The following is a 14,627-nucleotide window of genomic DNA, read 5'->3' on the forward strand; positions in this document are numbered from 1 at the left end:
GTTCCGGCGTTAGTTTGGTCTTGCAACTGTGATCTGTGTCACATCGCAAATGCCGGTGTCAAAGGCCGCGCCGCAGGAGGTGAGATAAAAATTCCACATGCGGCGAAAACGCTCATCAAACCCCATGGCCGAGATCTGATCCCACTTGTCATTGAATGTCTCGTACCAACGGCGCAGCGTCAGATCATAGCTTTTGCCGAATTCCTTGGACCGCACGAAATTCAGCCCCGCCTGATCGATCTGCTGCTTCAGAATTCCCGGTGCGGGAAGCATTCCACCGGGAAAGATGTATTTTTGAATGAAATCAATGCCATTTTTGTAGATTTCCCAACGCTTGTCAGCAACGGTTATGATCTGCAAAGTGGCCGCTGCTCCGGGTTTCAAACATTCGCGCACCGCATCAAAATAGACCGGCCAGTATTTTTGTCCCACCGCTTCGAACATTTCGATTGAGGCGATACCATCATACGAACCCTTTTCGTCACGATAATCCTGCAACTTGAAATCAACCAGATCGGAAAGCCCCGCGTTTTCAATTCTTTGCGCCGCATAGTTGAATTGTTCCTGACTGATCGTCAAGCCGGTCACGCGCAACCCGCGCTCCTTGGCGGCGTATTCGGCAAATCCGCCCCAACCACAGCCGATTTCCAGAATGTGATCGCCGGGCTTGGCCCCCATTTCGTCGACCAGGCTGGCATATTTCGCCGTTTGCGCCTTTTCCAGACTTTCCTGCCCGGTCTCGAAAATCGCACTGGAATAGGTCATGGTCTCATCCAGCCACAGGCCGTAGAAGTCGTTGCCCAGATCATAGTGGTACGAGATGTTCTTTCTGGCCTGTTCCTTGTGATTGCGCTGCAGCCAGAACCTAAACCGCTCATAGGCGCGAGCCAGAAAATGGCCGGGAAAACCGTCATAGACGGTTTCATTGTCGAGATTGACCAGATCCATGAACGACCTCAGATCCGGCGTGCTCCATTCTTCTTCAAGATAGGCATCCGAAAATCCGAGATCGCCTTCGCGGATCAGTCGCGCGAAAACGTCCGGATCATGAATGTCGATGCGCGCCACGGGTCCGGGGTATTCTCCTTCGGCCCGAAATACGCGCCCGTCCGGCAAACCGATATCCAGACGTCCGGACTTCATGCCATCCAGCATCTTCATGACTTGCGTGAAATATCGCGGCAGATTTTCCTGCCCTTCCGTCGATGTCAGGACCATTCGCTCTTCCCATTGCGATGTTCTGACAGGCTAAAAGCAGATTGGATTTCAAGCAAGTTTTGTCTTTTGGGGCCGGTTCTTCAATGATTCACCAGCACGTCCGGAACGGCTGTCGGGGCGTATTCCGGTCCCTTCGGGGTGCCCGGAATACGCGACTGTGGAACTGGGTCACAAGACACGGTCCAGCGCGTCAAGCAATCGGTCGATTTCGCCCATGGAGGTATAGTGGGTAAAGCTCAGCCGCAGCACCCCGGTATCCGGATCGATACCCATCGCCTGCAGTGGTCGCACCGCGTAAAAGTTGCCTCCATCCGCCATGATATCGTGTTTCGCAAGCTCCTTGGCGGCCGATTGGACCGAGCCGTTCAGCGCCAGTGCGACGGTCGGCGCGCGCCGTTCCGCGTCGGCGGGGCCGATCAGGCGCACCGCATTGCGGTCTTTGACCGCATCCAGCAGCGGTTGCAGCAGCGCGATTTCGTGCTTCCGCATCAGGTCGTGCACGAACGCGCCCCGCTCTGCCGCGCCCGATGCCGGGCCGCCGTGATGGTCACACAGCTGATCGACATAGTCGGCCATGCCGGCGCTGGCAGCGATCTGGGCATGATCCGGCCCTGCCGGAGTGAACCGCTTGTACAGGACATCTGCGTTAAAGAAATGCGCCTGATTGGGCAGCAATTCGCCAAGCGCCCGGCGGATCACCATGCAGCCCTGATGCGGGCCATAGGTTTTATAGGCCGAGAACAGATAGATATCCGGGCCAAGCTCTCCGATATTGGCAAAGCCGTGGGGCGCGTAAGAAACCCCGTCGACGCAGACAAACGCGCCGGCGGCATGGCAAATCGCGGTGATCTTGGCCACGGGGTTGATTTCACCGATCACGTTGGAACAATGCGGAAAACAGACCAGCCGTACTTTCCCGTCCAGCAGATTTTCCAGATCCCGAAGGTCGAGCGACCCGGTATCGGCGTCGATCTTCCATTCCCTGATCTCAACGCCAATATCGGCAAGCCGCCGCCACGGGCCGGAATTCGCCTCGTGATCCTGATTTGTCACCACGATCGCGTCACCCGGCTGCATCCACTGTCGGAACGCCTGTGCCAGAACATAAGTGTTTTGCGTTGTCGAAGGGCCAAAACTCAGCTCATCGGTCTCGACGCCCAGCAGCGCAGCCATCCGTGCCCGCGCCTCGTCCATTTCTGCCCCGGCCAGACGGCTTGCGTCATAGGGTCCATAAGGCTGGACCTTTCGTTGAGTATAATACCGCGTCAGCCGGTCGATTACCGGCTTGCAGGTATAAGACCCGCCGGCATTCTCAAAAAAAGCCTGCCCCTGCAGGCTGGGTTCGGAAAAGGCAGGGAACTGGGCTCTGACGAATTCAATATCCAGATGGCTCATGCACGTAGTCTCCTCAATCATGTTCCACGTCTCGGGGGAATCGTCCGCGCATGATCCCGGACAACTCCGACAACATGGCAGGTCTTCCAGCCGAGCCGCGGCCCCTGCGAAGGATTGAGGGAACGTCGGCAGCCCGTCAGATCGAATTCAATCGGCCCAAGGACACGAATTCCTAACCGCACGGTATGCGGCGGTCAAGCCGGACCCTACGCGGAAAACCCCGACATACTGCCGGGGTTTTCGAGTTTCTTTGCCAAACGCTCAATGGCGGCGTTCAGTGGCGGCGTTTTTCACGCACCAGCCCGAGGAAGATGGAAAAGCACATCACAACCAGAACAATGGCAAACGGAAAGCCGGTCGCGATCGCGGCGGCCTGCAGGGCGCCCAATCCGCCGCCCAGCAGCAAGACGATCGCTATTGCGCCTTCCAGTATGCACCAGAATACGCGTTGCGCCGTCGGTGCGTCGGTCTTGCCGCCTGCCGTAATGGTGTCGATCACCAACGAACCGGAATCCGATGAGGTGACAAAGAACACCACAACCAGGATGATGCCGATAAAGGACAGCAAACCGGTCAGCGGAAAGGCCTCGAACATCTTGAACATCTTCAGTTCAAGCGCTGCCTCGGAAACCGCCTGCCCGGTGCCCGACATGACCTGATCCAACGCGGCACCGCCGAATACGCTCATCCAAAGCGCACCGACAACCGTCGGGATGACCAGCACGCAAATGATGAATTCGCGCACGGTGCGCCCGCGCGAGATCCGCGCGATGAACATGCCAACGAACGGTGACCAGGAAATCCACCAGGCCCAGTAGAAGGTGGTCCAGCCCTGAAGGAAGTTGCTGTCCTCGCGCGCGATCCAGTTCGACAGTTCGGGCAACGCGACGACATAGTTGATCATGCTGTCGAAAAATCCTGTCAGAATTGCAACGGTCGGACCCACCACGAGCACCAGCAGCAACAACGCCGCAGCGAGTACCATGTTGGCCTCGGACAGGCGCTTGACGCCCTTGTCGAGCCCCGCGACCACGGAAATCAGAGCAAACCCCGTGATCAGGATGATCAGCAGAACCTTCATTCCGTCCGTCACCGGAACGCCGAACAGATAGTTCAGGCCGGCCAGCGCCTGCGTCGCCCCCAGACCCAGCGAAGTCGCAAGGCCGAAAATGGTCGCAAACACGGCTAGCACGTCGATGATATGCCCCAACGGTCCCCAGGTCGCTTCACCGAACAGCGGGTAAAAGACCGAGCGCATTGTCAACGGCAAACCCCGGTTGAAGCTGAAGAAGGCCAGTGCAAGAGCAACAACCGCGTAAATCGCCCACGGGTGCAGGCCCCAGTGGAAAATCGTGGCGGCCATTGCCAGTTCTTTGGAGGCTTCTGGATCGCCCAGGCCGGCACCCAATGGCGCCCAGTCGGTTCTGAGACCGTCATCGCCAGCCGACACTCCGCCCAGCGACGCGCCATAATGCGAGATCGGTTCCGCCACGCCCCAGAAGACGAGGCCGATGCCCATGCCTGCGGCAAACAGCATCGAGAACCATCCCATATAGCTGTAATCGGGCTTTGCATCCGCACCGCCAAGCCGGATCGACCCGTATGGCGTCACAACAAGCAGCAGCGAGAAAATGACGAAGATGTTGCACGAAATCATGAACACCCAGTCGAAATTGCTGGTCAACGCCGGGCGCAGCCATCCGAAGAATTCACTCGCCTGCTCGCGGAACACGAGCGAGAAAAACACGAATGCAACGATGGTCAGGCCCGAAACGGCAAAAACCGGATTGTGAATATCCAGACCTAATATCTGAACGTTGTCCTGTCCGACTTCATAGTCGGAATCTGTGGCCTCGGACATATATCCCTCCCTTCTTGGTTTCGATGCACCTGTAATCGGGAGTGATCGAGATTGATGGTTTGACAAAAAAGACTGTTCACCGTTTGGAATCGACCTGACCGACGAAAATGATCCGGACAATTCGCGTCGCGGTTGGCATTTCACCGCCGAAAACACGCATCAGCTATGCATTTTTAAGCGGATTTTGGCGCTCTGAACAAAAAAGCCGAGGCCCCCGGGCCCCGGCTTGCAAACAACATTTGTCAGGATCAGGTCAGCTTTGAACCTTGGTATAGGTCCCCTGTCCGGCCAGGATGCCGCGGAACCCGCCGGGTTCATCCAGCGAAAAGACGATGATCGGCAGGTTGTTGTCGCGCGCCAGCGCAATCGCCGACGCGTCCATGACCCCCAGCCGTTTGGCCAGAACGTCATCATAGCTCACGGTGTCATACCGCTTTGCATCGTCGAATTTGGCCGGGTCCTTGTCATAGACGCCGTCGACCTTTGTGCCCTTGAAAATCGCCTCGCAGCTCATCTCGCTGGCGCGCAGCGTGGCGGCCGTGTCGGTGGTGAAATAGGGGTTGCCGGTACCGGCGGCAAAGATGCAGACCCGCTTTTTCTCAAGGTGGCGCACGGCCCGGCGGCGGATATAGGGCTCACAGACCTGATCCATCGGAATGGCCGAAATAACCCGGGTGAACACCCCAACGCCTTCCAGCGCGGATTGCATGGCCAGCGCGTTCATCACGGTGGCGAGCATGCCCATATAATCGGCGGTCGTGCGCTCCATCCCTTGCGCCGACCCGCTGAGACCGCGAAAAATATTGCCGCCGCCGATCACCATGCAAATTTCGACGCCCAGATCGTGAACCGATTTCACCTCTTCGGCAATGCGCTGAACCGTGGGCGGATTTAGACCAAATCCCTGGTCCCCCATCAGCGCCTCCCCCGAAATCTTGAGCATGACCCGACTGAATTTCGTCTGCGGCTGGGGAGAGGTTGCTTGGATATTGGAAGAGGTCATGTTGCGCTCCGCTACGACACCGGTTTATTTCCGCCGCAAAATGAAGCAAAAGCCGGTCAGGTTCAATGCAGCATCACAGGGAATGAGGCGATCACGATATGGCGGCATCGGATGCGGCGAAGGTGCTGGAACATCTGCCTTCGATTCCCGACCACAAACCCGTTCTGATCGCGGGCCCCACGGCGTCAGGAAAATCGGCGCTTGCGCTTGAAATTGCCCGGCGTCATGGCGGCATGATCGTCAATGCCGATGCAAGTCAGGTCTATGACTGCTGGCGCGTCATCACCGCCCGCCCCTCTGCCGAGGAAGAGGCGCAGGCCCGGCATCGCCTCTACGGCCACATGCCTTACGACAAGGTCTATTCCGCCGGGCATTGGCTGCGCGAGGTAAAGCCGCTGCTCACCAGCGGCACACGCCCGATCATCGTCGGTGGGACCGGTCTGTATTTCCTCGCACTGACCGAAGGCATGGCCGAGATACCGGCCACCGCGCCCAGGATTCGCGCCAGGGCCGACACGATGAGTCTTGCCGATCTCCTGTCCGGCCTCGATCCGGCCACCGCCAACCGGATCGACACACAAAACCGCGCCCGCGTTCAGCGTGCCTGGGAAGTGCTGCAGGCAACCGGGCGCCCGCTGGCGGACTGGCAGAACGAAACGCCAAAGCCGGTTTTGCCCCTTGGCGACTGTGTTCCGTTGGTTTTCGATGTCGACAAAACCTGGCTTCAAGGGCGCATCACACGGCGCTTCGATCAGATGCTGGATCAGGGTGCGCTTGACGAAGTTCGCGCCATGCGGGATCGATATGACCCGTCGCTGCCGTCGTGCAAGGCAATCGGAGTGCCGGAACTGATGGGTTATCTGGCGGGCAGGCTGACACTGGACGAGGCCCGAGACAAGGCCGGTATTTCGACCCGCCAATTCGCGAAGCGCCAGCGCACATGGTTCAGGGCACGTATGAAAGACTGGCATCGCATTGTTTTGACGGCCTAATTTTCAGAACTATCGGTTTGTTTTTCAGTTTTCCGAGCCCCCATCTTGGGATCAAAAGCTATCGGGCGCCGAACAGACAGAGCGTGGACCATTTGAAAACTTGCACAAAACGCGTGCCACAGCCTGTTTTTTGGGGCATCTGCGAAACCGACATTTCAACTCACAATGTCGTTTTTGTGCCTCATATGACGATTCCAATCATTGACCTTGCCCGAATTCTGTTGCCGAATACTGTCATGGGGATGCAAAGGTTCCAAATGACGGAAACGATGAATGCGACCGATATCCTCGGTCGCCCGGATATCCCGAAACCCTCCGCAATTAAATAAGAACGTCACAGGGAGACATTCATGACAAAAGAGACAATGACTGGAGCACAGATACACTGGGCCGCCGAAATGCATGCACAGGAATATCGGGACGGCAAACTCAGCCGCCGGGAATTTCTGACGCGCGCAACCGGCCTTGGTGTTACTGCCGTGGCCGCCTATGGCATGATCGGCCTGCCTGCGCCGGCGCTGGCTGCTGGTGAGGACGCCAAACAAGAGGGCGGTACACTGCGCGTTCAAATGGGCGTTCGGCCGCTGAAAGACCCCCGTACTTACGATTGGTCGGAAATGGGCAACCAGACCCGCGGAACGATGGAATACCTGGTTGAGTACAATTCCGACGGTACTTTCCGCGGCATGCTGCTTGAAGGCTGGGAAATCAACGAGGACGCTACCGTTTACACCCTGAATCTCCGCAAAAGTGTAACGTGGAACAATGGCGACGACTTCACCGCAGAAGATGTGGCGCGCAACATCGCGCGCTGGTGCGACAAGAGCTCGGAAACCAACTCGATGGCGGGCCGCTTCGCCACACTGGTTGACGAGGGCACCGGGCAAGCCATCGAAGGCGGTATCGAGGTTGTGGATTCGCACACCGTCCGCCTGAACCTGCCGAAATCGGACATCTCGCTGATCGCCGGCATGTCGGATTACCCATCGGCCATTGTTCACAGCTCGTTCAACGAGAACGACCTGACAAACAATGTCGGCACCGGCCCCTATCTGATCGAAGAGTTGGAAGTGGGCGTGAAATGCACGCTGGTGCGCAACGAAAACCATGCCTGGTGGGGCGAATCTGTGTTCGGACGTCCGGCACTGGATCGCATCGAATATATCGACTACGGCACCGATCCATCTTCCTGGCTTGCCGCGATTGAATCAGACGAAGTCGACATGCTGCACGAGTCGGTGGGCGAATTCATCGACGTGTTGGACGGGCTTGGCTATGTGAAGTCCGAAGTGGTGACGATGGGCACCATCGTGATCCGTCCGAACCAACTGGCAGAAGTGGACGGCAAGCAACCTTATGCCGACAAGCGCGTGCGCCAGGCTCTTTCGATGGCCGTGGACAATGCGATCTGCCTTGAACTGGGCTACGGCGGACGCGGCGCGGTCGCTGAAAACACCCATGTCGGGCCGATCCATCCGGAGTATCCCGAACTTGCTCCGATGAAACACGATCCTGCGGGCGCGATGAAACTGATGGAAGAAGCCGGCATGGCCGATTTCGAACACGAAATCATCTCGATCGACGACGACTGGCGCCGCAATACCACCGACGCCGTTGCCGCACAGCTGCGCGATGCAGGCATAAAGGTCAAGCGGACGGTTCTGCCAGGCAGCACCTTCTGGAACGACTGGGTGAAATACCCCTACAGCTCGACCAACTGGAACCACCGTCCGTTGGGCGTACAGATCTGGGCGCTTGCCTACAAGTCGGGTGAGGCGTGGAACGAGTTTGGTTGGGCCAATCCCGATTTCGACGCGATCCTCGACGAGGCCCTGGCCATTGCGGATGCCGACAAGCGCCGCGAAGTTGCCGCAAGGGGTGCCGCGCTGATCCAGGAAGAAGGCGTGACGATCCAGCCCTACTGGCGGGCGCTCTACCGCCACATGAAAGACGGACTGGTTGGCACCGACATGCATATCGCGTTCGAACACCACCACTACAAGTGGGGTTGGGCGGCCTGATCCGCAGCCGATTGAAATTCTTGGGCGCGCGTCATCGGTGCGCGCCCATTCCAGCCGCAGACAGACCGGTGAGAGCCGGAACGTTCGAGGCCAGATAATGGTCCAATGATCTGCGGAACACCTGAAAAACAGGGGCCATCATGGGACTTTTTTTCCTCAGACGGTTTGGGGTGATGCTGCTGACAGCATTGTGCCTGACATTTGTGGTTTTCTTTCTGACAAATCTCTATCCTAACCTCGAAAAACTCGCCAAGACGCAGGGCAACCAGCGGATGTCGGATGAGCAGGTCGAGAACTGGCTTGAAAATCGCGGTTACCGCCAGCCGGTGCTGATCAAATACGGCCAGTGGCTGGGCGTAGCGCCTGGATTTACCAAAACGTTGTCTGACGGCAAGTTTGTCGGGACCTGCGTACGACCGGGGCAAACGCAGGAAGAGACACCGCGATTTTGTGGTATTCTGCAAGGCGACTGGGGGTATTCCACCGTCTTCAAGGACGAAGTGTCGAGCATTGTCGGCAAACGTCTGGGCAATACGGGTTACCTGATGTTCTGGGTTCTGGTTCTGATGGTGCCTTCAGCGCTCTTGGTCGGCGTGTTGGCTGGCATGCGCGAAGGCTCGGTTCTGGACCGGTCGCTTTCGACTTTCTCGATCATCACCACGGCCACCCCTGAATATGTGTCGGGTGTGATTTTCATCGCCATCTTCACCTCGTCCACCGTGGGCCTGAAATGGTTCAAGGGCACCGCGACGCAGGCGATGGACAATCCGACCTTCGAGAACTTCTTTCTGCCGGTGCTGACCATCGCGCTATATGGCATGGGCTATATCGCCCGGATGACCCGCGCCTCGATGACCGAGGTGATGACGGCGCAATATATCCGCACCGCGCGGCTAAAAGGGGTTTCATTTCCCAACATCGTCATGAAACACGCGCTGCGCAATGCGCTGATCGCACCCTTTACCGTCATCATGCTGCAGTTCCCATGGCTGCTGAATGGCGTGGTGATCGTCGAGACGCTGTTCAACTACAAAGGTTTCGGTTGGGCGCTGGTTCAGGCGGCGGGCAACAACGACATACAGCTTCTCTTGGCCATTTCGGTGGTGTCGGTGTTTGTGGTTCTGGTGACGCAGCTGATCTCGGATATCGGCTATGTCTACCTCAACCCGCGCATCCGGATTGCTTAAGGAAAGGATAGATCATGGAACCACTCAGCTGGACAGGCTCTATCGCCTTTCTCAACCCGCTCATCCAGATCGCGCTTGCGCTTCTGGCCCTTTCCATCGTGCTTTGGATCCTGATCGGCATGATCACCACCGAAGAACCGATCATCGCCAATCCGGATGGAACGATCCAGGCAACCGGCGGTCTTCGCGGCCTGTCGCAATCGGCAATCAGATATGCCTTTCTGGCAAGCGTTGGCCTGGCGCTGGCCTATCTGGTCCTTGGCATCGTAATGGGCACCAGTGCCGGAATTGTCGGCGCCATCTCACAACAATTCATGCCGGTCTGGGTCGCGTTGATCATTCTGTTCGCGATGTCCATGGCCTTCAAACGCCGGCTGGGGCTTTACGGCAAGCTCTACGACAGCCCCATCGGCATGATCGGCTTTGGCCTGGTGATGTTCTGGGTTTTTACCGGCATATTCGGGGCCCTGGATCTGATCGTCACCCACGACCCGCTGACACAGGTTTCGGGCATGAAGAACAAGTTGCCGGGAACACCGCTGGCAGGTGCCGAAGAAGGCGAATATGCCTGGTATCTTCTGGGCGGCGACAACCTGGCGCGCGACGTTTTCAGCCGGATGGTCAAGGGGGCCTGGATCGTGGTGCAAATCGCCCCGCTGGCGACATTGTTTGCCTTTATGGTCGGCATCACCCTTGGTTTGCCTGCCGGATATTACGGCGGGCGCTTGGACACGTTCCTGTCGTTCCTGGCGAACCTGATCCTGGCCTTCCCGGTGATCCTGCTGTTCTATCTTCTGGTAACCCCTGAAATCGTCGCAACCGGCGTTCCGAACTATATGGCCATCGTTCTGTTCATCTTCCCGATCATCTTTATCGGGGTGCTGCTGAATTCGCGCTACTACACACGCCCCAAGTTCAGGACACCGCTCCTGATCGGCGTATTGGGTGTGGCGATCTGGCTCTATCTGTCTTTGGTTTCCACCGGTGGATACCTTATCAACACCAAGGACTATGCGATCTGGGGTCTGCCCGAGTATGTCGACCTTTTCGATGTGCCCGGCGGGATTCTGGTGGTGTTCGTCTCGGTGGTTTTCGTCAACTCGCCTACGGTGTTCCGCATCGTGCGGGGGCTGGCGATGGACATCAAGACGCGTGACTACGTAGCCGCCGCGCAGACCCGCGGTGAAGGTCCCTGGTACATCATGCTGTGGGAAATCCTTCCCAATGCGCGCGGGCCGCTGATCGTCGATTTCTGCCTGCGCATCGGCTATACCACCATCCTTTTGGGCACCTTGGGTTTCTTCGGCCTGGGCCTGCCGCCGGAAAGCCCGGACTGGGGTTCGACGATCAACGAGGGGCGCAAGCTGCTGTCGATCTACCTGCACCCCGCCCTTCCGCCCGCACTCGCCCTGTTGTCGCTGGTTCTCGGTCTGAACCTGCTGGCCGACGGTCTGCGCGAAGAAAGTCTGAAGGACTGATGTGAGAGCGACCGGGGGGCCAGCCCCCCCGGACCCCCCGGGATATTTCTGGCCAGATGAATGCGGACCCATTTTCTGAGCCGACAGGGAGAACAAGATGAACAAACTGGCGGATTATGACGGCCCGATCCTCGAGATCGACAAGCTGTCGATTTCTTTTTTCACCCGCCTGCGGGAAATTCCCGCCGTGATGGATTTTTCGGTTAGCGTACAGCCCGGCGAGGCTGTGGGACTTGTTGGGGAATCCGGTTGCGGCAAGTCCACCGTGGCGCTGGGCGTCATGCAGGATCTGGGCAAGAATGGCCGGATCGTCGGTGGCACCATCAAATTCAAGGGCCGGGACCTGAGTGAGATCAGCGCGGACGAACTGCGCGACATCCGCGGCAACGAAATAGCGATGATCTATCAGGAGCCGATGGCGTCGCTGAACCCGGCCATGAAGATCGGCAAGCAGTTGATGGAAGTGCCGATGATCCACGAAGGCGTGAGCACCGAAGAGGCTTATGCCCGCGCGCTGGAAGTGGTGACGGATGTGCGCCTGCCCGACCCCGAGCGGATGCTGAACTCGTTCCCGCACCAGCTCTCGGGCGGTCAGCAGCAGCGGATCGTTATTGCGATGGCGCTGATGTCAAAACCCGCGCTGCTGATCCTGGACGAGCCCACGACCGCACTGGACGTGACGGTTGAGGCCGCCGTGGTCGAACTGGTCAAGGATCTGGGCAAGAAATACGGCACCTCGATGCTGTTCATCTCGCACAATCTGGGTCTGGTCCTGGAAACCTGCGACCGTCTTTGCGTGATGTATTCCGGCGAGGCGGTCGAGCGCGGCTCGATCCACGACGTTTTCGACGAGATGCAGCACCCCTATACGCAGGCGCTGTTCCGCTCGATCCCGTTGCCGGGGGCAGACAAGAACGCTCGCCCGCTGGTCGCGATTCCGGGCAACTTCCCCCTGCCCCATGAGCGCCCGCCAGGCTGCAATTTCGGACCGCGCTGCGACTATTTCGAGGAAGGCCGCTGCGACGCACAGGACATCGTGATGTCGGTGGTTCCGGGCAACGACCGGCATCATACGCGCTGCCTGAAATTCCAGGAGATCGACTGGAACGCCCCGATCACCGTGGGCGAACAAAAGGAAAAGGCGGAAATCGGCAAGGTCGTTCTGAAGATGGACAACCTCAAGAAATACTATGAGGTTGCGGCCAATGCGCTGTTTGGTGGCAGTGAAACCAAGGTGGTCAAGGCCAACGAAACGCTGAGTTTCGAGGCCCATGAATCCGAGACGCTGGCCATTGTGGGTGAATCCGGTTGCGGCAAGTCGACCTTTGCCAAGGTTCTGATGGGTCTTGAAACGGCGACCGACGGTCAGATCCTGCTGGACAACCGCAATATCGAACAGGTGCCCATCGAGGAACGCGATGCCAAGACCGTGGGCGAAGTGCAAATGGTGTTCCAGAACCCGTTCGACACGCTGAACCCGTCGATGACCGTGGGGCGACAGATCATCCGCGCGCTGGAAATCTTTGGCGTCGGCGACTCCGAGGCCGATCGCAAGAAGCGAATGCTGGAACTGCTGGACCTGGTGAAGCTGCCGCGCGCCTTCGCCGACCGGATGCCGCGTCAGTTGTCGGGCGGTCAGAAACAACGTGTCGGCATCGCCCGCGCCTTTGCCGGCGACGCCCGGATCGTGGTGGCGGACGAGCCTGTCTCGGCACTTGACGTGTCGGTGCAGGCTGCCGTGACCGACTTGCTGATGGAGATCCAGCGCGAACAGAAGACGACGCTGCTGTTCATCAGCCACGACCTCAGCATCGTTCGCTATCTCAGCGACCGTGTAATGGTGATGTATCTGGGCCATGTGGTGGAGCTGGGCTCGACCGATCAGGTTTTCAGCCCGCCCTATCATCCCTATACCGAGGCGCTGTTGTCGGCGGTGCCAATTGCCGACACGTCCGTTGAAAAACAACATATCGTGCTCGAAGGCGACATCCCTTCGGCGATGAACCCGCCTCCGGGCTGCCCGTTCCAGACGCGGTGCCGCTGGAAGTCCGAGGTTGCGGGCGGTTTGTGCGAAAAGGATGTGCCGCCGGTCAAGACGCTGGAGGCCGGTCATCAGATCAAGTGTCACCTGGGGGAAGACATTCTGGCCCGTATGGAACCCGTCATCAAAATCGCAGCGGAATAGAGCCAAACCAAAAATAAATGCTAACACCGCGCCAATCCCGAATTGGCGCGGTTTTCTTTTTGCGTGGCGCATCGCGTTCTTGTTTCGGCAGACCTGCATTTGGACGGGTATCAAGCAAAAGGGCCAGGCAAAACCTGGCCCTTCGCGTTGCCTGTGAGTGGTAAGGAGTGGCAACGATTGCCCGGCCGGCCCGAGTACGTGTCCGGTCAGGACTTGGTGTCTTATTATCCCGTCATCACGTTGTTGCCGAAATGCATGAACTCCTGATTCATGCCGGCGACATCTCCTGCCTCAAGCGACAGGCTGGCGCTGTCCAGCATCTTGTAGCTTTGCTGCCCCTTCACCCACTCATCCGCCGATTGCAGCGTTGTCAGGGTATAGGATGTGACCTCGTTCAGATAATGGGTCGGGATGATCACCTTGGGCTGAAGCTTTGCTACGATGTCGTTGCCCATCTCATAGCTCAGGATGTGCTGCGAACCGTCGACCGGCAGGGTCAGCACGTCCACCTGACCGATGGCGTCCCAGAATTCCTGCGGCGGATTGTGGCGGTTGTCGCCCCAGATCAGGGTGCGGATGCCACCGGTTTCAACCAGATAGACCACCATGTCCATGTGGCCGACATTGTTGGGCGGGCAGGCTTCAACCCCAAATTCGGCCAGCGCGTTCGTCCATTCATACCACCCCGGGGCGACGCAGGCATGCTTGTCGGCGAAACCGGTGATCTTGAGGTCGGCGAATTCGAAATTCCCCACCATCCGGTCCAGCACCATGGTCGAGCTTGGCCGCTCGATTGCGTCATGATCGAAATGGGCGTGGGTCGACATGGTGATGTCCACGGGGATTTGCGGGAATTCATTGCGGAACCACAGCCCCCATGCGCCCGAAGGATCGTCACGCCAGGGATCGAACAGCACGGTCGCGCCGCCGGGTGAAGTGATCTTGATGGCGCAATGGCCGTAATAGTCGATGCCGACCGCCCCGGTGCTGGCCTGCCCGGTCGAACCCTGCAGGTCGATCACGTGATTGTTGTTGCCCGGCTGAAGCCATGCCTGAGATTGCGCCTGGGCCGGTTTTGCACCGACCATCGCGGCCCCGGCACTGACCCCGGCAGCGCCCGCCGCCATAAAGAAAGATCGGCGCGACAGCCCCGGTGCAAGCTCGTCTTTGCCACCCTTCAGCAATGTCGGTTTGAGATCCTTGCGATCCATGTTCTTGTCTCCCTGTTGGATTTCACCGCCCGCGCGTGGACGTCTTCAGCAGGATAACAAGCTGACTTTCATATGC

10 protein-coding genes are annotated in these 14,627 nt (G+C 58.3%); 5 read left to right on the forward strand and 5 right to left on the reverse strand.

What is annotated here, in order from left to right; translation table 11 throughout:
- Positions 1-9 precede the first annotated feature (9 nt).
- The 4 genes from ACR0AO_RS05520 to pyrH form a co-directional block, all read right to left on the reverse strand.
- Complete coding sequence (locus ACR0AO_RS05520; RefSeq protein ID WP_480600936.1) at positions 10-1,218, reverse strand: class I SAM-dependent methyltransferase; 1,209 nt, start codon at positions 1,216-1,218, stop codon at positions 10-12.
- 168 nt (positions 1,219-1,386) lie between these two features.
- A complete protein-coding gene (locus tag ACR0AO_RS05525; protein ID WP_480600938.1) occupies positions 1,387-2,613 on the reverse strand; it encodes an aminotransferase class V-fold PLP-dependent enzyme in 1,227 nt (408 codons plus the stop codon).
- Between the two features lie 274 nt (positions 2,614-2,887).
- Positions 2,888-4,474, reverse strand: coding sequence for a BCCT family transporter (locus tag ACR0AO_RS05530; protein WP_480600941.1), 1,587 nt, complete (start codon positions 4,472-4,474; stop codon positions 2,888-2,890).
- 253 nt (positions 4,475-4,727) lie between these two features.
- Positions 4,728-5,477, reverse strand: coding sequence for a UMP kinase (pyrH, locus tag ACR0AO_RS05535; RefSeq protein WP_480600943.1), 750 nt, complete (start codon positions 5,475-5,477; stop codon positions 4,728-4,730).
- A 98-nt stretch (positions 5,478-5,575) separates the two neighbouring features.
- Between pyrH and miaA the strand changes: the two genes are divergently transcribed.
- The 5 genes from miaA to ACR0AO_RS05560 all read left to right on the forward strand — a co-directional run bounded on the left by miaA (position 5,576) and on the right by ACR0AO_RS05560 (position 13,340).
- Positions 5,576-6,469, forward strand: coding sequence for a tRNA (adenosine(37)-N6)-dimethylallyltransferase MiaA (miaA, locus tag ACR0AO_RS05540; protein ID WP_480600945.1), 894 nt, complete (start codon positions 5,576-5,578; stop codon positions 6,467-6,469).
- Between the two features lie 350 nt (positions 6,470-6,819).
- Positions 6,820-8,490 carry an ABC transporter substrate-binding protein gene (locus tag ACR0AO_RS05545; protein ID WP_480600947.1) on the forward strand — a complete coding sequence of 557 codons (1,671 nt, stop codon included), beginning with the start codon at positions 6,820-6,822 and terminating at the stop codon, positions 8,488-8,490.
- Positions 8,491-8,630: 140 nt separating this feature from the next.
- On the forward strand, positions 8,631-9,677 hold the full coding sequence (locus ACR0AO_RS05550; RefSeq protein WP_480600950.1) for an ABC transporter permease: 1,047 nt from the start codon (positions 8,631-8,633) through the stop codon (positions 9,675-9,677).
- Between the two features lie 14 nt (positions 9,678-9,691).
- Positions 9,692-11,155: an ABC transporter permease gene (locus tag ACR0AO_RS05555; protein WP_480600953.1), complete on the forward strand. Its 1,464-nt coding sequence runs from the start codon at positions 9,692-9,694 to the stop codon at positions 11,153-11,155.
- 97 nt (positions 11,156-11,252) lie between these two features.
- Positions 11,253-13,340 carry a dipeptide ABC transporter ATP-binding protein gene (locus tag ACR0AO_RS05560; protein ID WP_480600955.1) on the forward strand — a complete coding sequence of 696 codons (2,088 nt, stop codon included), beginning with the start codon at positions 11,253-11,255 and terminating at the stop codon, positions 13,338-13,340.
- A gap of 224 nt (positions 13,341-13,564) precedes the next feature.
- Here the strand turns inward: ACR0AO_RS05560 and ACR0AO_RS05565 are convergent, their stop codons facing one another.
- A complete protein-coding gene (locus ACR0AO_RS05565) occupies positions 13,565-14,551 on the reverse strand; it encodes an MBL fold metallo-hydrolase (RefSeq protein ID WP_480600958.1) in 987 nt (328 codons plus the stop codon).
- Between the last annotated feature and the right edge of the window lie 76 nt (positions 14,552-14,627).

It is taken from the genome of Ruegeria sp. AF8 (genome assembly GCF_056541825.1).